Source organism: Cereibacter sp. Soil_C_27 (assembly GCF_057657095.1).
This window is the reverse complement of the sequence record NZ_JBDGJD010000003.1, coordinates 483115-504770: the sequence shown is the minus strand read 5'-3', so window position 1 is coordinate 504770 and position 21656 is coordinate 483115. Positions and strand designations below refer to the sequence as shown.

Genomic DNA, 21656 nt, shown 5'->3' with positions numbered 1-21656 from the left:
CCCAGCATTTCCAGAGGTTCAGCGCGCAAGATGGATGCTTGAGGACTGGAAACACTGAGGAAATTTAGTAGTTGCTTAAGCGACTACGCTTGCCTAATCTTTGTCATGCGCCCCTCGTCAATGCAACAGTGATTTGCCGAAGGGCTCATGGGAGGAGACAAGATGAACAAGTTTAAGGTGGTGGCCGCAGCCGCCCTGCTAAGCGTCACGGGCGCCGTCCAAGGCAGCGCCCAGGACTATCCGGGCGGTCCCTTGCGCTATGTGCTGCATGTCGAGCCCGGCGGAGCGACGGACGTGATGGGCCGCCGGCTCGCCGAACAGCTCCAAAAGCAGCTCGGCGAAAACGTCATCGTTGAAAACCGCCCCGGTGGCAGCGGCGCACGGCAGATGGCCCAGCTTGCGCGCGCCAAGCCAGACGGCCTGACGCTGGGTTCCGTCACCGCTTCGCATCTGGGGATGTTCCAGCAATCCGGCCAGTTCAACATCGAGTCGGTCGAATGGGCGTGCAACCTGGTGCTTGAGCCCTACTTGCTGACGGTCCGCGCAGACAGCGGGATCGAGTCGATGCAGGATCTGGTGGCGAAGGCGAAGGCCTCGCCGGGGTCGCTCTCTGTTGCAGGATTCGGCGAGGCCTCTGGTGGGCACATCGCTTGGCTCATGTTCGGGGAGTCAGCGCAGCTCGCGGATGGCGACATCAACTGGGTGCCCTACAACAGCGTCGGTGATGCGGTCGTTGCCACCTTGGGAGGGCACAACAACATCGCAATCTCCTACATCGGGCTGGTGAAGCAGCATGTCGATGCGGGGACGTTGAAGGTGATCGGCATCATGTCCGACACTCGCTCGGAGATCATGCCCGACGTTCCGACTTTTGCCGAGGCTGGCTTCGACGTGGACACCCGTTGGCAGCAGTTCCGCGGCATCATCATGCCCAAGGGCACGCCGCCCGAGGCACAGCAGGCGCTTTGTGCCGAGGTCGAGACTGCCCTTCAGACCCCGGAACTCCAGAAGTACATCACCGACTCGGCGCTCATTCCCGGATACATGCCGACCGAGGAATTCACCGACTTTGCGAAGGCGCAGGAGACGGCGACAAAGACATGGCTTGACCGGCTCGGTCACGGGCAGTGACGCCATGGAGCGCCCCGACAAGAAGCCAAACAAGGCAGAGGCGGAGTTTCCCGTCTCTGCCGACGCGGAGCATGTCCCACCGTCAGGTCCGGACGCAACCGAGGAGTGGGAGAGCGAGGTAGCTGTCCCCGCGCCGCTCTACGACATCATCATCTGCGGTGCGTTGCTGATCCTGGGGTGCTGGTTCGTTTATGGGGCCTTGCAGATGCAGCAGACCACGGCTGTGTTCGATCCGGGCACCTTTCCCCTGATTGCCGGCGGTCTGCTCATCCTCCTGTCAGGCGTTCAGATCGCCCTGACAGTGGCGGGCAAGGGGTCACGCGGTTCAGTTGTCTTCCAGCGTCCACTATGGCTGGCAATCGGCATGGTTCTTGTCATGGCGTTCCCCTTCGCCGTGGGAGCCTTCGGCTACTACATCGTCGCGCTGATCTGGGTGCCTGTCTTCGGGTGGGTGGCGGGCGTCCGCCACCCCCTGTCGCTTCTGGCAACGACTGCGATTGTCCTGCTGCTGGCCAAGGGCGTCTTCGAGATGCTGCTCGGCACGCCTCTGCCGTGATCGGAGCGATATATGATCGACAACTTCATCAATGCCTTGGGCCTCGTCCTGACCTTCAAGGTCCTGATCGCCCTAATGTGCGGCATCCTTGTGGGCTACTTCGTTGGCGCGATGCCGGGGCTCACCTCTTCGATCGGCATGGCTTTGCTGATCCCCTTCACCTTCGGGCTCGAGCCTATCCCGGCCATCGTCATGTTGGTGTCCATCTACATGGCCTCCGACTATGCCGGCGGCATTCCGGCAATCCTGGTCAATGCGCCGGGGCAGCCAGCCTCGGCGGTGACGGCCTTCGACGGCTTTCCGATGAGCCAGAGGGGAGAGTCTGGACGCGCGCTGAACCTGTCGATCATGGCATCCGGAGCCGGCGCCCTGATCAGCGGCGTGCTCCTCGTCATCTCGGCGCAGCTGATGGCTTCGGCGGCGCTTGCCTTCGGTCCCGCGGAATATTTCGCTCTGGCCGTTCTCGGGCTTTCCCTGATCGGGGTGCTGAGTGCCGGCTCTACGCTCAAGGCGATCATCGGCCTGATGTTCGGGCTGACCGTCATCACCATCGGCATCGATCCTATCCGAGGCTCCGAGCGCTACGTCGTTCACTTCCTGCTGATCGACGGCCTCCCGTTCCTGCCTGCGCTGATCGGACTCTTCGCGCTGTCCGAAGTGTTCGTCATGCTCGAGACCGCAAACCAGAAAACCATGCCGATCAAGCACACGCCGTCGGCATCTGCCTCCTTCAAGGCTCTCATGCCCTTCAAGGTGACCGTCATCCGCTCGTCCCTGATCGGTTATTTCGTGGGTGTCATTCCGGGAGCAGGGGCGTCGATCGCCTCCCTCATCAGCTACGGGGTGACCAAGAACCTGTCCTCAGACAAGGGAAGCTTCGGCAAGGGCAACCCCGAGGGCATCGTTGCCTCGGAGGCGGCCAACAACGCATCGGTCTCCGGAGCGCTTGCGCCGCTTCTCTCCCTCGGGATCCCCGGATCGGCCAGTGCCGCCGTCCTTATTGGGGGCCTGACCATCCAGGGGCTGCAGCCGGGCCCGCTTCTCTTCGCGACAAACCCGGAGATCCCCTACTCGATCTTCGTGGGTCTGTTCGTCGGATTGCCGCTCATGGTCGCTGTCGGCCTGTTCGGCGCACGGCTCTGGGTGCAGATCACCCGGATACCGCGCCCCATCATCGCGACGGTGGTGGCGTCGATCTGCATGCTTGGAGCTTATTCCGCCGCCAATGACACTTTCGAGATGATGGTCACGGCCTTCTTCGGGGTGATCGGTTATCTTCTGCGGCGGTGCGACATCCATCCCGCTCCCATCGTTCTGGCGCTGGTTCTTGGAGACATGCTGGAGGCGAGCCTGCGCCGCGCCATGATCACGGCGAACGACAGCTTCTTCAGCCTTCTGCTGCAGCCGATCACAGCGGTCCTCATCGCGCTTGCGATCCTCGTTCTGATTTCCCCGCTGCTGGGCCGTCGGCGCGCCCGGTGAGCCATGAACAGGCCTGTGCACCTTCTTCCCGCCGTTGTCTTTGCATCGGCGGGAGGAGCACTTGCGCACTTGGCAGGCCTCCCGCTGGCATGGTTGGTCGGAGCGGCACTGGCGAGCGCGATCTATACCATGACGGTCGCGCACATAAATGTGCCGCAGCGGGCCTATCGCATGGCACAGCTTGTCGTGGGCACTTCGGTAGGTCTGACGGTAAGTGCGGACGTCGTTTCGCGCATCGGATGGCACGCCCTGGTGATCCCGCTCGGTGCCGCCTTTTCGCTGGGCATCGGTCTGCTGCTTGCCGCGCCGATGGCCCGGCTTGCGAAGTTGGATCGCTCGACCGCGCATTTCGCGATGATCCCGGCAGGGATTTCCGAAATGGCGGATCTCGCCGGACGACATGGTGCGGATGTCGGCGCAGTGGCGACGTTTCACGCCATGCGGGTCATGTTCGTCGTCTTCGTGCTGCCGCCGCTCATCTTTTCGGTGAACGAGGCAGCGGCCCTGAGCGTCTCGCGAGACCCCGGAGCCTGGACGGCTCCACTGGCGTTGGCGTTGCTGAGCGCCGCCTTCGCCGGATGGGGTGGCTCCCGTCTGGGGTTGCCATCAGCCTGGTTTCTTGGGCCGATGGCCGTCGTTGCACTGCTTTCGGGAGGCGGGCTCGTGGCCGCCTCGGAACCTCGCGAACTGATCGCGGTGGCGCAGATCGGGCTCGGCCTGAGCCTCGGGGCACGGTTGAAGCGCGAGACGGTCCGTCGGTTGCCCCGGGCGCTTGGGGCAGGGGCCATCATGATGCTGGTGCATGCGGTCGTCATGGCAGGCGCGGCCTTGGGGCTGGCGATCCTCCTGCGGGAAGACGTGGCCACGATGATCCTGAGTCTCGCAACCGGCGGTTCTGCCGAAATGGTGCTGACGGCGCGCGCCGTAGGAGCCGATGCGGCCATGGTCGCAGCCTATCAGCTGACGCGGGGACTGGCCGGGAACGCTCTGGCCGAGCGACTGCATCGAAGATCCTGGGAAGGGTCGTCCAAGGAAGGGACAAGACGTGACGATGATGACTGACCATGCCCGGCTTCTGCCGCTCCGGGAGACGGCTGGGAAACTACTTCCCGGCATTGCCGTGTCCTTCACGGTGGCTGCCGCCGCAACCTTCCTCTCCGAGCATTACGGCGCGCCCGTGATGCTGTTCGCGCTGCTGCTCGGCATGAGCCTGCATTTCCTGGCGGCCGAGCCAAAGTGCGCCCCTGGCGTCGAATTCACTGCAAAGAAGCTGCTGCGCTGGGGCATCGCACTTCTGGGTGCAAGGATCACCTTCTCGCAGATCTCCAGCCTCGGCACCGGACCCATCGCGCTGGTGATCGTCTGCCTCGTGTCTACCATGGGTTTCGGTTTGCTACTGTCGCGCATGCTGGGCCGTCGCTGGAGCTTCGGCGTGCTCACGGGGGGAGCGGTGGCGATCTGCGGCGCATCGGCTGCGCTTGCCATATCCGCCGTGCTGCCCAAGGACCGCGACCACGAGCAGAACACGCTCTTCACCGTCATCGCCGTGACTTCGCTGTCGACGGTCGCGATGATCGTCTACCCCATCATCTTCACCGCGCTCGGCTTCGACAACGGCGAGATCGGTGTCCTGCTCGGCGCCACGATCCATGACGTCGCGCAGGTCGTCGGCTCCGGCTACGCCGTTTCGGATGAGACGGGCGACATCGCGACCTATGTAAAGCTGCTCCGCGTTGCCATGCTGCCTGTCGTCATAATCCTGCTCGCGTTCATCGCCACGCGGCGCGACCGCAGCGATGGCGCGTCGGTGCCGTGGCCGCTCTTCACCGTCGCCTTTGTGGCGATCCTGATGGCCAACAGTTTCGGCCTGATCCCGGTCGTCATCGCAGGCCTGATGGTCGACACTTCCCGCTGGCTCTTGGTCGGCGCCATCGCCGCCCTGGGCATCAAGACGTCGCTTCAGGCGATGTTTGCGCTGGGGCCGGTCAACCTCGCTGTGGTGGTGGCGGAAACCCTGTTTCTGGCCGTGCTCGCCGTGCTGGTCCTTACCCTGCTCTGAAAGGAATCCCCATGACCTTCCGACCCCGCCGCAGCGCGCTTTACATGCCCGCCTCCAATCCGCGTGCTCTCGAGAAGGCACGCGAACTTGCCGCCGACGTGCTCATCCTCGATCTGGAGGACTCGGTTGCGCCGGACAGCAAGGCGGACGCCCGGACGAAGGTGCTGGAGGCCATTGCCAAGGGCGGCTTCGGCCGGCGCGAGGTGGTGGTCCGGGTGAACGGCCTCGATACCCCTTGGGGCGCCGAGGATCTTGCTGCCGTCTCCTCCTCCGGTGCTGACGCGGTGCTTGTCCCGAAGGTATCGTCGCGCGCTGATGTCCTCGCCGCACGGGAGGCGTTAGGGAATAACTCGGAGATGGGGCTCTGGGTCATGATGGAGACACCGGCGGCCATGTTGACTGCAGCCGATATTGCTGCGGCCCGTTCAGAGGTGCCGGGTCTGACGGCAATGGTCATGGGGACCAACGACCTGGCCAAGGAGACACGCGCCAGTCTTCTGCCCGGGCGAGCCGCGTTCCAGCCGTGGCTCGCAATGTGCCTCGCCGCAGCGCGAAGCGCAGGGCTCGATATTCTCGACGGCGTCTTCAATGACCTCGAAGATGCCGACGGCTTCGAGGCGGAGTGCCAGCAGGGGCGCGAGATGGGGTTCGACGGCAAGACCCTGATCCATCCACGGCAGATCCAGCCCTGCAACCGCCGGTTCTCTCCCACTCCCGAGGAGGTCGCCTGGTCGCGCCGCATCGCCGATCTCTTCGAGCAGCCAGAACATCAAGGCTCCGGTGTGGTGCGGCTGGAGGGACGCATGGTCGAGCGGCTCCACTCCGAGATGGCGCGCCGCCTACTTGCCGTCGTGGATGGAGGATGATTGCATGGTGCCCTGCGCGAACCCGCAGTTCCTCCGGACTTTGCCGGAGACCGATCTGAACTACCTCAGCCTTGCGGCAGCCGAGGAGGACGTCGGACCGTTGCGCGCCCTGCCGCGTTCCCTGAAGGTCCTCGCCGAAGATATTCTCTGGCGTCTGCCGCGGGAGGAGGCCCGCCGCGAACTGGACGCCTTGCGAGGCGAAGCTGGTGAGCGTCAGATCAGTTTCGCGCCGGGACGTGCGCTGCTGCAGGATTTTCTCGGCGTTGCGCTGATGACCGATCTGGCCTCGATCCGCGACACCATCGCCGGCGAAGGGGGGGATCCACGTCGTCTCGATCCGGTCATCCCGGTCGATTTCGTGGTGGATCATTCTCTTGCGGTTCAGCACTGCGCCAGCGCTGCGGCGCTCGTGCTGAACCGCCAAGTCGAGATGGAACGCAATCGGGAGCGGTTCGCCTTCATCAAGTGGTGCCAGAGCGCCTTCGGCAACTTCCGGGTCATCCCGCCGGGCCGCGGAATCATGCATCAGGTCAATCTCGAATGGCTGAGCCACGTTGTGCGGGTGCAGGATGGGTGCGCGCGACCGGACACGATGATCGGCACCGACAGCCATACCACCATGGTCAATGCGCTGGGGATCCTCGGTTGGGGTGTCGGCGGGATCGAGGCGGAAGCCGCGATGCTGGGGCTGCCGCTGGAGTTCAGCCCGCCCCGGGTTGTGGGCATTCAGCTTACCGGGGCCATGCGCCAAGGCGCGACGGCGACGGACCTTGTGTTGCACATCACCGAGATGCTTCGGCGGCTGGGCGTTGTCGGCGCCTTCGTCGAGTTCTACGGAGATGGCATCTCTGCGCTCTCCCTCGCAGATCGTGCGACCATCGCGAACATGTCACCGGAATACGGCGCGACATGCACCTATTTCCCGATCGATGAGGCCACCCTGTCCTACTTGCGCATGACCGGCAGGGAGGAGGGCCACCTTCGGCTCACCAGAGCTTATGCAAAGGCCCAAGGCCTGTGGCATGATGACCAGCCGGAGTTTGCGGAGCGTCACCTCTTCGACCTGTCGGAGGTCGCTCCCTCCATGGCGGGGCCCGAGCGCCCCGAACAGCGCGTCGCCTTGAAGGATGTTCCCCGCTCGTTTCAGGACCGGTTGGCGCGGTTGGGCATCGCGGGACAAGCGGATCATGGTGCAGTGGCCATCGCGGCGATCACCAGCTGCACGAATACCGCCAACCCCGTCCTGATGATGACGGCAGGCCTTCTGGCTCGCAACGCGGCGCAGCGTGGGCTCGAACCTGCGCCCTGGGTCAAGACGTCGCTTGCGCCGGGGTCTCGGGTGGTTACCGACTATCTGGACGCCGCGGGGCTGACCCCGCACCTCGAAGCTCTTGGATTTCATACGGTCGGCTACGGGTGCACCACCTGCAACGGCAACTCTGGGCCACTGCTGCTCGAACTTGCCGCCCGCATTGAAGAGGAAGGTCTGGCGACGGTTGCCGTGCTGTCCGGCAATCGCAACTTCGAGGGGCGGATACATCCGTCGATCAAGGCGGCCTATCTGGCGTCGCCGCCGCTCGTCATCGCCGCCGCGCTGGCAGGAAACATTTCTGTCGATCTGGCCACCGAACCGCTCGCAACGGATAGCGCCGGCATCCCGGTTTATCTTCGTGACATCTGGCCGGACCCGGCAGAGGTCGCCGATCTTGTGGCGTGCCACGTCACCGCGGAGTTGTTCAAGGCGTCCTACGCGGCGGGAATGGAGACGACCGAAGATTGGGAAGCCTTGCCGTCGCCCAGCGGAGATCGGTTCCCTTGGGATCGGGACAGCCTGTTCATCCAGCCCTCCGATTTTGCCGCGATGTCACCTGCCTATGGGCAGGCGAGCGATCTGGTGGACCTGCGTCCCCTGCTCTCGTTGAAGGACGGCATCACCACAGACCACATCTCCCCCAACGCAGCGATCCGCGCGGACAGCCCGGCGGGCCGATGGCTCACAGAGCGCGGCACACCACCGAACAGGCTTGGCAACTACGGCCTTCGACGAGGCAACCCTGACATCTGTGCTCGCGGGATGTTCGACAATCCGCTGCTGGAAAACGAGTTCTTCGACGGAGAACGCGGAAACCTCGCCCGCATCGATGACTTCAGCGGCAGCGTCTGGGAGGTTGCACAACAGCAGGCACAACTCGGCAGGGGGCTGGTGGTCCTCGCGGGGCACAATTATGGTGCCGGGTCGTCCCGCGACTGGGCGGCCAAGGGGCTGAGGACGCTGGGAGTCGTCGCGGTGCTCGCAGGCAGCTTCGAGCGCATCCATCGCTCCAACCTGATCGGCATGGGCGTGCTGCCGCTGGTCTTCATCGAAGGCGCAACGCGCTTCGATCTCGGGTTGCAGGATAGTCGACCGCTGTCGATCCACGTCCCGGACGAAGGCCTGTCTCCCCGGGGCCGGCTGGAGGCGCGGGCCGGAGAGCAGCATGTGCCCTTGCGGCTGGATGCACATTCGGAGGCCGAGGTGTCATTGCTGCTGGATGGCGGTCTGCTGCCGATGATCCGAAGGCGCTTCACCGGCCCGGTCGATCTCCGTGACTGAGCTGTCGCGCTGTTGCACTCCCCATGCGGAAGGGGTGACTGTCTGGCGCTGCGCGGGCAACGGGTCTCCGCTGGTGATGCTGCACGGCGGTTCCGGCTCGTGGACCCACTGGAGCCGCAATGTCATGGGGCTCTGCTCGGACTACCGCTTACTGCTGCCCGACATGCCGGGTTTCGGTGAGTCCGATCCATTGACCCTGACGGCGGATCTCGATCCTCTCGCCTCGGCGCTGCTGTCGGGCATAGAGGCGCTGATCGGCATGCAACCGTTTACGCTGGTCGGATTTTCCTTCGGCGGTCTCGTCGCGGCGCGTGTCGCGCGTTTGGCGGGGCCTCGGGTCGGACGGCTGGTTCTGGTCGGGGCAAGCGGGTTCGGCCTGCCGACCTCTCTGCGCCTGCCGATGCGGGCATGGCGTCATCTCCCTGTCCAGCAACAAGCGGCTGCCCATCGTCACAACCTCGAGGTTCTGATGCTGGCGGGGGAGGTCGGGGCAGAAGCGGTGCGGCTTCAGGCAGAAAATGCGACGCGGGCGCGGCTGAACAGCCGGCCGTGGTCGAACCGTCCGATCCTGCGCGAGACGCTGCCGCAGCTGCAGGTTTCCCTCGGAGCGATCTGGGGTGGCGCGGATGCGGTGCTGCAAGATGACCTCGATCAGAGGATCAGCCTCTTGCGCAGGAGCGATCCCGCTTGCCTGGTCGAGGTGATAGAGGGTGCGGGTCACTGGGTCGCTTTTGAGCAGCCAGGTCGCTTCGAGGCCGCGTTGAGGGCAATGCTCGTCGCCAGCTAGCCAAGCTTCACTCCATGAAACAGGAAATGCCCGGTGCGATCCGGGTTGGCAGGCACGCTCAGCGTTTCGCTGCCGGACATGCCGGAGAGTCTTCAGCGCGTCGCGGGGGGCAGGTGTGCCCTGCCTCCCGCAAGCGATGCCGTCTCTCGGTCGGTCACGGTTTACGGCGTCGCAGGCTCAGCTTCGACGGACGCTCCCAGCAAGGCGGTGAGGTTCTCGTCGATGAAGCTCGTATAGACGTCGCCGCTGGCGAAGCCGTCGTTCTCGAGACAGCCGATCAGGAAGGTGCGGTTGGTCCGCAGGCCATCCACCTTGACGCGCCGCAAAGCCTGTGCCGCCCGCTCACGCGCCTCGTCGCGGGTGGCGCCGTGCACGATCAGTTTGGCGATCATCGGATCATAGAAGGGCGTCACCGTGTCGCCCTCGCGATAGCCGCAATCGATGCGCAGTCCCGGGACGGCGGACGGCAGCGAAAACACCGACAGTGTGCCCGGCGAAGGCATGAAGCGCTTCTCGGGATTTTCCGCGTAGAGACGACATTCGATGGCATGTCCGCGCGTGCTAATCTCATCCTGCGGCAGGTTTCCGATCTCCCCCGCTGCGAACCGGAGCTGGAGAGAGACGAGATCGTGCCCGGTCACCATCTCGGTCACGGGGTGCTCGACCTGAATGCGCGTATTCATCTCCAGGAAGAAGAATTCGAAGCTCTCGGCATCCACGATGAATTCCACCGTTCCGGCGCCACGATAGGCCACGTGCCGACACAGCCGAACCGCCGCCTCCGTCATCCGGTTGCGGACAGAGTCGGGAAGGCCAGGTGCGGGGCTTTCCTCGATCACCTTCTGGAAGCGGCGCTGGAGCGAGCAATCCCGCTCGTAGAAATGCACCGCGCCAGCCTCGCCGAAACCAAACACCTGGATTTCCACATGCCGCGCCTTCGGAACGAAGCGCTCGAGAAAGACCGAGCCATTGCCGAAGGCCTTTCCAGCCATCGACTGCGTCGCGATGACGGTCTCGCGCAGCTTGGCAGGATCATCGACCCGCCGCATTCCGATCCCGCCCCCGCCTGCCGCGGCCTTGACGAGCAGCGGATATCCGACCTCCGCACCCGCCGCCTCGATGCCCTCGGTCGTATCCGGGGCAATCCGGTCGGAGCCGGGGACGATGGGAACGCCGGCGGCCTCCGCCAGAGCGCGAGCACGTTGCTTGTCGCCCATCGTCCGGATCGAATCCGGCGTTGGGCCTACCCATGTCAGACCCGCGGCCTCGACCGCTTCGGCGAAATCCGCGTTCTCCGACAGGAAGCCGTAGCCCGGATGAACGGCATCGGCGCCCGAAAGGCGTGCTGCCTCAAGCACCTTGTCCACGTTGAGGTAGCTGTCGCGAGCTGGGGCAGGACCGATGGGCCAGGCCTCATCCGCCTCGAGGACATGCACGGCATGGGCGTCGGCTTCCGAATAGACCGCAACCGTCGCGATGCCGAGCTCTCGTGCCGAGCGGAAAACCCGGCGGGCGATTTCGCCACGGTTGGCCACAAGAAGCTTCTTCATCGGATCAGGCCTCAATCCGCGCGACGACGGTCCCTTCCGTGACTGTCGCGCCTTCCTCCGCAAGCACTTCGATCAGCACCCCATCCTCGGTCGCGCAAACCGGGATCTCCATCTTCATCGATTCGAGCATGATGATCGTGTCGCCCTCGGCCAGCTTCTGTCCGGGCTGTGCCTCGATCTTCCAGATGTTGCCGGTGATTTCGGTTTTAATGTCGATGATGGCCATGAGTGCTCCTCCGCAGACAGACGTTCGTGCCGTCGCCATCTAGGCAACTCAAATAGTAGTTGCATTAACAACTACGGCCATGCAAGACAAAAAGTCGAGACGGAGGAGGATGACGACATGGACATCGAAAGCTGCATGCCTTGGCTGGGGCACACCGAGACCCGCGAAGATCGTGCCGATGCCTGGCCCGTGCAGGGGCTTCTGGCACTGCTGGACACGGCAGAAGTCACAGCTGACGGCAGCGCTGCCCCCTTGCTGAGCCAGTGGCTCTACTTCGGCCCGACGGCGAGGCAGTCGCAGATGGGGGAGGATGGCCATCCGGCGAGGGGTGGCTTCCTGCCGCCCGTCGATCTGCCGCGGCGGATGTGGGCCGCGAGCGATATCGAATTCCATGCACCGATCCGCCTCGGAGCGGCTTTGACCAAGACATCGAAGATCGCCGATATCTCGATGAAGGCTGGCGCCAGCGGTGCGCTGGTCTTCGTCAAGGTCGAAAACCGCTACGAGAGTGAAGGGAGGCCGCTGCTCGAGGAAACGCAAACGCTGGTCTACCGAGATCAGCCGCCCAAGGATGCGCCTGCACCTGCCGGAAAGCCTGCGCCGAAGGATGCAGCATGGAGCGTCAGGCATCAGCCCGACGAGGTGATGCTCTTCCGGTATTCGGCAGTCACCTTCAACGCCCACCGCATCCACTATGACCAGCCCTACGCAACCGCCGTCGAGGGCTACCCCGGCGTCATCGTTCAAGGGCAGCTGCTGGCGACGCTGATGCTTGAAGCCTGCAGATCCAAGGCAACACGGCCGATCCGGCGGTTCGGCTTCCGCGGCGTGCAGCCTGTCTTCGCCGGAGAGATCGTCTTTGCCGAAGGGCGGCAAACGCAGGATGGTTTCGATCTCTGGATCCGCGACGAAGCGGGGGTCCTGCGGACGACGGGCACTGTCGCACTTGGCGACTGATCGAGGAGGGGCTGGCTGATGCAGATGAAGAGTGGACTTTTCACGTCGGAGAGTGTGTCGGACGGTCATCCGGACAAGATCTGCGACCAGATCTCGGATGCCATCCTCGATGCTTGTCTTGCTCAGGATCCTGTTTCGCGCGTCGCAATGGAGACGGCGGTGAAAGGCGATCTTCTGTGCCTGATCGGCGAGATCACAACGCTGGCCAAGGTGGATTTCGAGGCGGTAGCACGGGATGTTCTGCGCGACATAGGACATGACGGCGGACGGTGGGGTGTCGATCCGGATCGTATCCGCATCCTGCGCCAGATCAGCCAGCAATCACCCGAAATCAGTTCGGGTGTCAGCCAGACGGAGACCGGAGCCGGCGATCAGGGCATGATGTTCGGTTTCGCCTGCACCGAAACGCCCGAGCTCATGCCGCTGCCAATCCAGCTGTCGCACCAGCTCATGCGCCGGCACCGCGACCTGCGGTTGACGGGCGTGGGGCAGGCCCTCGGGCCAGATGCGAAATCGCAGGTCACGGTGCGCTACGAGGACGGACGTCCCCGCGAGGTGACGCACGTCGTGCTCTCGTCGCAGCACGCGCGGGACCTTGGGTTGAACAACCTGCGCGAAATCCTGCGGGAAGAGGTGGCAATACCGGTCTTGGGAGACTGGATCACCGGAAATACGGTGTTCCACCTCAACCCGGCAGGGAGCTTCCATGTCGGAGGCCCACAGTCTGATGCCGGACTGACCGGCCGCAAGATCATCGTCGACACCTATGGCGGTTATGCCCGCCACGGCGGAGGAGCGTTCTCCGGAAAGGATCCGACCAAGGTCGATCGGTCTGGCGCCTACGCGGCGCGGCAGCTCGCCCGGGACGTCGTGGCGCGGGGCTGGGCGTCCGGCTGCGAGGCACGCGTCGCCTATGCGATCGGGGTTGCGGAGCCGTTGGAGATTTCGTTCGCCGTGACCGGCGGTGAGGAGCCAGAGGCCCTCTATCGCGAGGCGGGTGTGGATCTCGCCGATCTGATGCGTCCTCGTAGCCTCATCAGCCGCTTGAACCTCAGTCGCCCCTGCTTCCGCTCCACGGCGACCTTCGGTCATTTCGGACAGGCCGATTTTTCCTGGGAGTCGGCCTTGGTCGCTTGATCCTTCAATCTCTTCGAGATTGGTCTCGGTTTCAAGACGTTGGTTATGCTTAAAGAATTAGGCTGGGGCGCGGCGCTGCTGCTCCCCAGCCTTAAGCGTTCCAAAACATCATTGAAAGTCTTTTGGGCTCCCAGCTGCTGTCTGCGCCGATTAACCTGAGGTGCCGATGGGGCACTGGTTATCGCCCGACATTAAAGCACCTGCCGTCGACGCGCAGTGTCACAGGAGAGCCAACACCGCGGACGAATCTGCCGTCGGGGGCACCGCGGGCCTGTGCACATCTCATGCACACCCGATGCACGCCCTCTGCATCAGGATGTCGTTTTCCCGCCAAACTGTCAGCACAAGACAGACCTGCAACCAAACGGCGGGGCCGCCACCCGCTGCGCCATCCACAATTATAGATCGTAGTTGACGGCAGTGGGGTAAGCGCCGTGTAGTCATGGATATGAACTACATGCCATTATAATGTAATAACAGGGGAGCTGACCATGATCGTCCGTGCCACATGCTTGTTAAGTTCGGCCTTGATTGCCCTTTCCGTCGCAGGGTCCGCCTCTGCCGAGGGAACCATCGATGTCGCCATCATCGGCGATCCGGATACGTTCGATCCGATGGTCTCGACGAAGGACGTGGTCAGCATCGTTACCCAGCATTTCATGGAGACGCTCTATACCTTCGACAAGGGCGGAAATGTCGTGCCGCTGCTGGCTGCGGACATGCCGGCGATCAGCGAGGATGGGCTCGTCTACACCATCCCGCTGCGCGAGGGTGTCAGCTTCCATGACGGCTCGTCGATGGACAGCGCGGATGTGCAGGCCTCGCTCGAGCGCTGGATGAAGGTCGCGAGCCGCGGGATGGGCATTGCCGACAAGATCGAGAGCATCGAGGCCAGCGGGCCCGCCGAAATCACCATGACCCTGAACGCGCCCTATGCGCCGCTTCTGGCGCTGCTCGCCTTCTCGAACTCGGCGGCGGTCGTCTATCCGGAGGAGATCCTCGCCGACCAGATCGAGACGCCGGTCGGCACCGGGCCCTACAAGCTCGCTGCGCATGAGCCTGATCAATACGTCCAGCTGACCCGCTTCGACGGCTATACCCAGCCGGGTGCGGCGGCGGGGGAGCGCAAGCAGACCCTCGACGAGATCCGCTTCGTGCCGGTGCCCGACACCAACACCCGCGTCGAAGGCCTGCTCTCGGGGCAGTTCGCCTTTGCCGACAGCCTCTCGACCGAGGCCTATGACCGGATCGAAAGCTCCGAGGTGGCAGAGCCGCTGCTGCTGGAGCCCTTCGGCTGGCCGATCTTCGCGGTGAACCACAAGCAGGGGCTGATGACGGATCTCAACATCCGTCGCGCGGTGCAGGCGGCGCTGCCGCTCGACGACATGCTCTTCGCGGCATTCGGCGATGAGAAGTTCTTCCAGACCGACGGCGCGCTCTACCCCGAGGGCTGGACCTGGAACACCGGGGAAGGCACCGATCTCTACAACATCAACGATCAGGCGCGTGCGGGCGAGTATCTGACCGAGGCCGGCTATGACGGCCAGCCGCTGCGCATCCTGACCTCGCGCCAATACGAGTTCCACTACCAGATGGCCGAGGTGGCGCGGATGGCGCTGGAGATGGCGGGCTTCACGGTGCAGATGGATGTGGTGGATTGGGCGACGCTCGCCCAGAATCGCGACAACCCCGAGCTCTGGGATGTCTACATCACCCATTCGCCCTTCCTGCCCGAGCCGTCGCTGACCTCGTCCTTCTTCGCCACGGCGCGCGAGGGGTGGAACAACCCCGAAAAGAACGCCATCCTCGACCGCTTCACCGCCGAGACCGATCCCGAGGCGCGGCGCGAGATCTATGCCGAGCTGCAGAAGATCACCTATGAGGATGTGGGGCTGATCAAGATCGGCAACTTCAACTCGCTGCAGGGCAAGGCGCGCAAGCTCGAGGGGGTGGAAGCCTCTGCCTGGCCCGCGTTCTGGAACGCCTCGATCACGCAATAGGCCCGGTGGCCACGGGGGGCTTCCCCGTGGCCCCGCCGTCCGCCCCGTCCTTCGCCCGCCGCCCTGACCCGAGGCCGCCCCATGCGCAGCTATCTGTTCCGCCGTCTCGTCGGCATGATCGTCGTCATCTTTCTGGTGCTGACCATCGCCTTCATCCTGGTCCGTCTGGCGCCGGGCGATCCGGCCTCGCTGATGCTGGGGCCGGATGCCACGCCGGAAGAGGTCGATGCGCTGCGGGTCCGGCTGGGGCTCGACCGGTCGGTGCTGGCGCAATACCTCAGCTTCCTCGGCAATGCGCTGCGCGGCGATCTGGGGCAGTCGCTGTTCTACAACCAGCCGGTCACCTCGGTTCTGGCGAGCCGGGCGGAGCCGACGATCTTCCTCGCGCTGTTCTCGCTGCTGGTGGCGCTGGTCATCGCCACGCCGATCGGCATCTGGGCGGCCTACCGGCGCGGCTCGCTGCTCGATCAGGGGTCGATCACCAGTGCCATGCTCGCGGCCTCGGTGCCGAGCTTTCTCACCGGGCTGGTGTTCCAGCGCTACCTCGCCACCGATCTGGGCTGGTTTCCGGCCTCGGGCTATGGCGGGGCCGGGGCCGGGTTCGGCGACCGCATGTGGCATCTGGTGCTGCCCTCGGTCACGCTCGGCATCACCAATTCCGCGCTGATCCTGCGCTTCACCCGGGCGTCGATGCTCGACATTCTGGGCGAGGATTACGTCCGCACCGCCCGCGCCAAGGGCATGAGCGAGCGCCGCGTCGTGCTGCGCCATGCGCTCAAGAACGCGGGCATCCCGATCATCACGGTCGTGGGCCTGACCTTCGCGCTGCTGGTCTCGGGGGCCGTCGTTACCGAGCGGGTGTTCAACCTGCCCGGCATGGGCAATCTGGTGGTGAACGCGGTGCTGCGGCGCGACTACCCGGTGATCCAGGGCACGCTGATTGTGGTCGCGGCGCTCTATGTGTTCGTCAACCTGATCACCGATCTTCTCTATCTGGTCGTCGACAAGAGGGTGAAATACTGATGGCCTCCTCCTCCATGGCCGAGCCCGGCTTCGGCAAGATCCTGTTCCAGCGGCCCTCGACCGTGGTGGCGCTGGTCGTCTTCCTCGCCATCGTCGCCGCCTGCTTCCTGCTGCCGCTCCTGGGCATCACCGAGATCGGCGGCATGTCGGTGCGCAACCGGCTGACGCCGCCGGGGGCGGAGTATCTGCTGGGCGCCGATGCCTTCGGGCGCGACCTGCTGGGGCGGCTTCTGGTCGCCGGGCAGACCTCGCTGGGGATCGGTCTGGGCGTGGCGCTGCTAGCCTCGGTCGTGGGCATCACCATCGGGCTGGTCGCGGGCTTCTTCCGCAGGCTCGACACGCCGTTGTCGCGGCTGATCGATGCGATGATGGCCTTCCCCGACATCCTGCTGGCGCTGTCGCTGGTCGCGATCTTCGGCGGCACGATGGTCAACGTCATCCTCGCGCTCTCGGCGGTCTATGCGCCGCGCATCGCCCGGATCGTGCGCGCCTCGACGCTGGTGATCCGCGAGCTGCCCTATGTAGAGGCGGCACGTGCGCTCGGCACCCGCACGCCGACGATCATGGTCACCCATGTGCTGCGCAACATCATGTCTCCGATCCTCGTGCAGGCCACCTTCATCTTCGCCTATGCGATGCTGGCCGAGGCGGGGCTGTCCTTTCTGGGCGTGGGTGTCGATCCGCGCACGCCGACCTGGGGCATCATGGTGAACGAGGGCCGCCAGTTCATCGACAATGCCTTTTTCATGATCCTGTCCCCCGGCATCGCCATCGCCCTCTCGGTTCTCTCGCTGCAGATCGTCGGCGACGGATTGCGCGATGCCCTCGATCCCAAACTCGCCAAGGAAAGCTGAGATGGCTCTGACGCTCACCAACTTCACCCCCACAGGCTTCGACGCGAGCTCGTCCGAGATCTTCGTCGATGACGAAGGCCGGGTGGCGGCAGCGCCGGTCGATGGCGCGCGCAGCGTCGATCTGAAGGGGGCGTATCTCTCGCCGGGCTGGTGCGATCTGCATGTCCATGTGTGGTATGGCGGCACAGACATCTCGGTGCGCGCCTCCGAGGCGGGGCGGCCCACCGGGGTGACGGCGATGGCCGATGCGGGCTCGGCGGGCGAGGCGAGCTTTCACGGGCTGCGCGAATATGTGATCGACCCGGCCAGCGAGACGATCCGCGCCTTCCTCAACATCGGCTCGATCGGCCTCGTCGCCTGCAACCGGGTGCCGGAGCTGATCGATTGGCGCTCGATCGACATCGACCGGACACTGGCGGTGATCGAGGCGAACCGCGACGTCATCTGCGGCATCAAGGTCCGCGCCTCCGGGGTGATCGTCGGCAGCTGGGGCATCACCCCGGCCAAGATCGCCAAGCGCGTGGCCGAGATGACCAACCTGCCGCTGATGGTCCATGTCGGCGAGCCGCCGCCGCTGATCGACGAGGTCTTCGACATCCTGAGCCCGGGCGACATCGTCACCCATTGCTTCAACGGCAAGCCCGCGGGGTCGATCCGCGACACCGCCGCGCTGTTCCAGCAGGCCAAGGATCTGGCCGAGCGCGGCATCCTGATGGACATCGGCCACGGCGGCGCCTCGTTCAACTTCAAGACGGCGCGGGATTCCATTGCCGACGGGCTGCGGCCCTTCTCGATCTCGACCGACCTGCACCAGCATTCGATGGCCAAGCCGGTCTATGACATGGCGACCACGCTCGCCAAGCTTCTGGCGGTGGGCCTGCCCTTCGACGACTGCATCCGCGCCGTGACCCAGGCGCCGCGATCGGTGCTGGGGCTTTCGGGTTCCAATGGGCTGACGCCGGGTCTGCGCGCCGATTTCACCGCCTTCGATCTGGAGGAGGCGCAGATCGACGTCGAGGACAGCCAGGGCAACCACATGGTTCTCGACCGCATGTTAGAGCCGCGCCTGACCGTCCTGGGCAGCGACCTGCGCCCGGCGGCGCGGCGTCTGCCGCCGGGGGCCTGAGCATGGGCGCGATGTCCATGCCCGAAGAGACCATCCTCTCGGTCGAGGGGCTGAGCGTCGGTTTCGGTCGCGGCGCCGCCGGCGTGACGGCGCTGCGCGACGTCAGCTTCTCGCTGGCGCGAGGGCGGACGCTGGCGCTGGTGGGCGAGAGCGGGTCGGGCAAATCGGTGACGTCGCTGGCCCTGATGGGCCTTCTGCCGCCCTCGGGGCGGATCCGGTCGGGGCGGCTGTCGTTCACCGGCCGCTCCGGTGAGGTGACCGATCTCGCCAGCCTCGACCCGGCGGGCTTCCGCAAGCTGCGCGGCCCCGGCATCTCGATGATCTTCCAGGAGCCGATGTCGTCGCTGAACCCGCTCTTCACCATCGGCGACCAGATCGGCGAGATGCTGTTCCTGCACGAGACACTTTCGGCCGAGGCGCGGCGCAAGCGGGTGATCGAGATGCTGGAGCTGGTGGAGATCCCCGGTGCCGCCGCGCGGTTTGACGCCTATCCGCATCAGCTTTCGGGCGGCATGCGCCAGCGGGTGATGATCGCCATGGGTCTGATCTGCCACCCGACGCTGCTGATCGCGGACGAGCCGACGACCGCGCTCGACGTGACCATCCAGGCGCAGATCCTCGATCTGATGCGGCGCCTGCAGAAGGATCTCGGCATGTCGATCCTGTTCATCACCCATGACATGGGCGTGGTGGCCGAAATGGCCGATGACGTGGCGGTGATGTATGCGGGCGCGGTGGTGGAGCAGGCTTCGGTCAACGATCTCTTCGACGACACCCGCCATCCCTATACCCAGGGGCTGCTCTCCTCGATCCCGCGCGCTGGGTCGGGCCCGGACAACCGGCTGGTGCCGATCGCGGGCACGGTGCCGCCGCTGACCCGGCTGCCGCCCGGCTGCGCCTTCGCGCCGCGCTGCCCCTATGCCCGGCCCGCCTGCCAGGAACCCGTCGCGCTGGAGGAAAAGGCGCCGGGGCATCTGTCGGCCTGCATCTTCGACATGGCGGGGGCAGCATGACCGAGCCGCTGCTGCAGATCCGCAACCTGACCAAGCGCTTCGACACTGCCGGGGGCGTCGTGCATGCGCTGGAGGATGTCAGCTTCGACATCCCGCGCGGCTCGATCACCGGGCTCGTGGGCGAGAGCGGCTCCGGCAAGACCACGCTCGGGCGCAGCCTGCTGCGCCTGATCGAGCCGACGAGCGGCCAGATCCGCTTCGACGGCACCGATATCGCCGGGATCTCCGCCGAGGAGATGCGTGCCATGCGGCGGCGGATGCAGATCATCTTCCAGGACCCGATGTCCTCGCTGAACCCGCGGCTGAAGGTCGGTGACCTGATCGCCGAGGGGCTGCGCGCCTTCGGCATCGGCACCCGCGCCGAGCGTCGCGACCGCGTGGCGGCCCTGCTGGAGGAGGTGGGGCTGAGCCCCGATCACATGGGCCGCTATCCACATGCCTTCTCCGGCGGGCAGCGCCAGCGGATCGGCATCGCCCGCGCGCTTGCGGTCGAGCCGGATTTCATCGTGGCCGACGAGAGCGTGTCAGCGCTGGACGTCTCGATCCAGGCGCAGGTGCTGAACCTGCTGCTGGATCTGCGGGCCAAGCGCAACCTGACGATGCTGTTCATCGCGCATGACCTGTCGGTGGTGAACTACCTCTGCGATCAGGTGGCGGTGCTCTATCTCGGGCGGCTGATGGAGGTCGGCCCGGTGAAGGAGATCGGCAGCGCGCCCGCGCATCCCTACACGCAGGCGCTCAACTCCGCGATCCCGCAGCCCGATCCGCGGGCCAACCGCAACCGAACCCTGCTGGAAGGCGACATCCCCAGCCCGCTGGCGCCGCCCTCGGGTTGCGTCTTCCGGACCCGCTGCCCGCATGCGGCACCGATCTGTGCCGATGGACGGCCCGCCGCCCATCCGGTCGGGGCCAATCACCAAAGCTATTGCAAAAGAACCGAGGAACTTCATGGATACCGTGGCGTCGCCCCCCTCTCCTGAAAAGCGTCTGGCGACCCTGGGCATCGTCTTGCCCGGCACCGCTCCGACCCCGATAGGCTCGTTCCGCAACGTGCGCTGTTCGGGGAACATGATCTATGTCTCCGGGCAGGGGCCGGTGCGCGACGACGGCACGCTGATGCGCGGCAAGGTCGGCCAGGATGTGACGCCCGAGGAGGCGCGCGACCATGCGCGGCTGGTGGCGATCAACATCATGGCGGCGCTGCGCGACCATCTCGGCTCGCTCGACCGGGTGGGTGGGGTGGTCAAGCTGCTCGGCCTCGTCAATGCCGGACCGGATTTCGAGCGGCATCCCTTCGTGATCGACGGTGCCTCGGATCTTCTGGCCGAGGTCTTCGGCGAGGCGGGCATCCATGCCCGGTCGTCCTTCGGCGTCGGCTCCTTGCCCAACCGGATCAGTGTCGAGATCGAGGCGATCTTCGAGGCGGCCGAGGACGAGGCTCAGCGGTGAGGCAGCCCGAGCGCCCGCTCGACCGAACGTGCGGCCTCCCGCACCTCCTGCGCCACCATGTCGAACTTGTCGCGCACCCGGTGCTTGGGCATGACCACCGAGAGCGTCAGCTCGCAGGTTCCGTCCTGCCCGCGCACCGGCGCGGCGATGCAGGCGACCTGATCCTCGGACGTGTCGATCTGCACCGACAGCCCGTCGAGGAAGTCGCGCCGCGACACCTCGGCCAGAACCTCGGGGTCGGTCTCGGCCAGCCCGGTGTTCGAGGGGCGCGCGCAGGCGCGGAATACCGCCACCCGCGCCTCGTCGGGCAGATGGCCGATCAGCAGCCGGCCCGAGGCCGTCCAGTTGAGCGGCACGCGCGTGCCCACGTCGGAGGTCACGCGGAAGGCGCCAGTGCCCTCGGCCATGGCGACCACCTGCATCATGCCCTCGTCGCGGGTGCAGATCTGCACCATCTCGCCGACCCGCTCGTTCAGCGCGAACATCGCGCGCTCGGCCTCGCCGAAGGCGCTCATCCGCGCGCGATAGGCAAGGCCGTAGCGCATCAGCCGCGGCCCGAGCCAGGCCCGCCCGTCGGCGCTGCGCGACAGCATGTTCCGTTCGATCAGCTCGTCGATCAGCTTGTAGACGGTCGAGGGCGGCGCGCCCGTGACCTTGGCGAGATCGTAGGCCGTCATCGGCTGATGCCGCTCGGTGAGGATGTCGAGGATCTGCAGCGACCGGTCGATGCCGCTGGTGCGGCTGCGCGGTTGAACGGCGGGTTCGGGGTCGGGGAGGGTCATGTCGTTGCTCATGGCATCTTCCATTGCTTCGCCCGCGCTTACGTAATTATGGAACAACCTGCAAG

General features: G+C 65.3%; 20 protein-coding genes. 17 read left to right on the top strand and 3 right to left on the bottom strand.

Going from position 1 to position 21656, the window contains the following annotated elements; genetic code table 11:
- Positions 1-162 precede the first annotated feature (162 nt).
- The 8 genes from AC3A5Z_RS14350 (at position 163) to AC3A5Z_RS14315 (ending at position 9474) form a co-directional block, all read left to right on the top strand.
- Complete coding sequence (locus AC3A5Z_RS14350; RefSeq protein ID WP_169310779.1) at positions 163-1131, top strand: Bug family tripartite tricarboxylate transporter substrate binding protein; 969 nt, start codon at positions 163-165, stop codon at positions 1129-1131.
- On the top strand, positions 1106-1687 hold the full coding sequence (locus AC3A5Z_RS14345) for a tripartite tricarboxylate transporter TctB family protein (protein WP_487520025.1): 582 nt from the start codon (positions 1106-1108) through the stop codon (positions 1685-1687). Before AC3A5Z_RS14350 ends, AC3A5Z_RS14345 begins: the two co-directional genes overlap by 26 nt.
- A gap of 12 nt (positions 1688-1699) precedes the next feature.
- Positions 1700-3169 carry a tripartite tricarboxylate transporter permease gene (locus tag AC3A5Z_RS14340; protein ID WP_487520024.1) on the top strand — a complete coding sequence of 490 codons (1470 nt, stop codon included), beginning with the start codon at positions 1700-1702 and terminating at the stop codon, positions 3167-3169.
- 3 nt (positions 3170-3172) lie between these two features.
- On the top strand, positions 3173-4231 hold the full coding sequence (locus AC3A5Z_RS14335) for an AbrB family transcriptional regulator (protein ID WP_487520023.1): 1059 nt from the start codon (positions 3173-3175) through the stop codon (positions 4229-4231).
- The gene (locus AC3A5Z_RS14330; protein WP_487520114.1) at positions 4221-5228 is read left to right on the top strand and encodes a YeiH family protein; all 1008 of its coding nucleotides are present in this window, start codon (positions 4221-4223) and stop codon (positions 5226-5228) included. The genes AC3A5Z_RS14335 and AC3A5Z_RS14330 overlap by 11 nt, the downstream gene beginning before the upstream one ends.
- A gap of 11 nt (positions 5229-5239) precedes the next feature.
- Complete coding sequence (locus AC3A5Z_RS14325; RefSeq protein WP_487520022.1) at positions 5240-6094, top strand: HpcH/HpaI aldolase/citrate lyase family protein; 855 nt, start codon at positions 5240-5242, stop codon at positions 6092-6094.
- Between the two features lie 4 nt (positions 6095-6098).
- A complete protein-coding gene (gene acnA, locus AC3A5Z_RS14320) occupies positions 6099-8687 on the top strand; it encodes an aconitate hydratase AcnA (protein WP_487520021.1) in 2589 nt (862 codons plus the stop codon).
- 76 nt (positions 8688-8763) lie between these two features.
- Positions 8764-9474 (top strand): alpha/beta fold hydrolase, encoded by a 711-nt coding sequence (locus AC3A5Z_RS14315; protein WP_487520113.1) that lies wholly within the window; start codon positions 8764-8766, stop codon positions 9472-9474.
- Between the two features lie 161 nt (positions 9475-9635).
- Here the strand turns inward: AC3A5Z_RS14315 and AC3A5Z_RS14310 are convergent, their stop codons facing one another.
- Together AC3A5Z_RS14310 and AC3A5Z_RS14305 are read right to left on the bottom strand one after the other, a co-directional pair.
- The gene (locus AC3A5Z_RS14310; protein ID WP_487520020.1) at positions 9636-11024 is read right to left on the bottom strand and encodes an acetyl-CoA carboxylase biotin carboxylase subunit; all 1389 of its coding nucleotides are present in this window, start codon (positions 11022-11024) and stop codon (positions 9636-9638) included.
- A 4-nt stretch (positions 11025-11028) separates the two neighbouring features.
- Positions 11029-11250, bottom strand: a complete 222-nt coding sequence (locus AC3A5Z_RS14305) for a biotin/lipoyl-binding carrier protein (protein WP_487520019.1) — start codon at positions 11248-11250, stop codon at positions 11029-11031.
- Positions 11251-11367: 117 nt separating this feature from the next.
- Between AC3A5Z_RS14305 and AC3A5Z_RS14300 the strand changes: the two genes are divergently transcribed.
- The 9 genes from AC3A5Z_RS14300 to AC3A5Z_RS14260 all read left to right on the top strand — a co-directional run bounded on the left by AC3A5Z_RS14300 (position 11368) and on the right by AC3A5Z_RS14260 (position 20809).
- On the top strand, positions 11368-12207 hold the full coding sequence (locus tag AC3A5Z_RS14300; RefSeq protein ID WP_487520018.1) for an HTD2 family dehydratase: 840 nt from the start codon (positions 11368-11370) through the stop codon (positions 12205-12207).
- A gap of 18 nt (positions 12208-12225) precedes the next feature.
- A complete protein-coding gene (gene metK, locus AC3A5Z_RS14295) occupies positions 12226-13344 on the top strand; it encodes a methionine adenosyltransferase (RefSeq protein ID WP_487520017.1) in 1119 nt (372 codons plus the stop codon).
- 491 nt (positions 13345-13835) lie between these two features.
- Positions 13836-15344, top strand: a complete 1509-nt coding sequence (locus tag AC3A5Z_RS14290; protein WP_487520016.1) for an ABC transporter substrate-binding protein — start codon at positions 13836-13838, stop codon at positions 15342-15344.
- Between the two features lie 81 nt (positions 15345-15425).
- Entirely contained in the window at positions 15426-16367 is a 942-nt protein-coding gene (locus tag AC3A5Z_RS14285) for an ABC transporter permease (protein WP_487520015.1), read from the top strand.
- Complete coding sequence (locus AC3A5Z_RS14280) at positions 16367-17221, top strand: ABC transporter permease (protein ID WP_136790991.1); 855 nt, start codon at positions 16367-16369, stop codon at positions 17219-17221. Before AC3A5Z_RS14285 ends, AC3A5Z_RS14280 begins: the two co-directional genes overlap by 1 nt.
- A 1-nt stretch (position 17222) precedes the next feature.
- Positions 17223-18347, top strand: coding sequence for an amidohydrolase/deacetylase family metallohydrolase (locus tag AC3A5Z_RS14275; RefSeq protein ID WP_487520014.1), 1125 nt, complete (start codon positions 17223-17225; stop codon positions 18345-18347).
- A gap of 2 nt (positions 18348-18349) precedes the next feature.
- Positions 18350-19360 carry an ABC transporter ATP-binding protein gene (locus AC3A5Z_RS14270; protein ID WP_487520013.1) on the top strand — a complete coding sequence of 337 codons (1011 nt, stop codon included), beginning with the start codon at positions 18350-18352 and terminating at the stop codon, positions 19358-19360.
- Positions 19357-20340 (top strand): ABC transporter ATP-binding protein, encoded by a 984-nt coding sequence (locus AC3A5Z_RS14265; protein WP_487520012.1) that lies wholly within the window; start codon positions 19357-19359, stop codon positions 20338-20340. The genes AC3A5Z_RS14270 and AC3A5Z_RS14265 overlap by 4 nt, the downstream gene beginning before the upstream one ends.
- Complete coding sequence (locus AC3A5Z_RS14260; RefSeq protein WP_136790988.1) at positions 20309-20809, top strand: RidA family protein; 501 nt, start codon at positions 20309-20311, stop codon at positions 20807-20809. The genes AC3A5Z_RS14265 and AC3A5Z_RS14260 overlap by 32 nt, the downstream gene beginning before the upstream one ends.
- On the opposite strand, the gene AC3A5Z_RS14255 is transcribed toward AC3A5Z_RS14260, so the two are convergent.
- Complete coding sequence (locus AC3A5Z_RS14255; protein WP_248632999.1) at positions 20800-21603, bottom strand: IclR family transcriptional regulator; 804 nt, start codon at positions 21601-21603, stop codon at positions 20800-20802. The genes AC3A5Z_RS14260 and AC3A5Z_RS14255 overlap by 10 nt on opposite strands.
- Between the last annotated feature and the right edge of the window lie 53 nt (positions 21604-21656).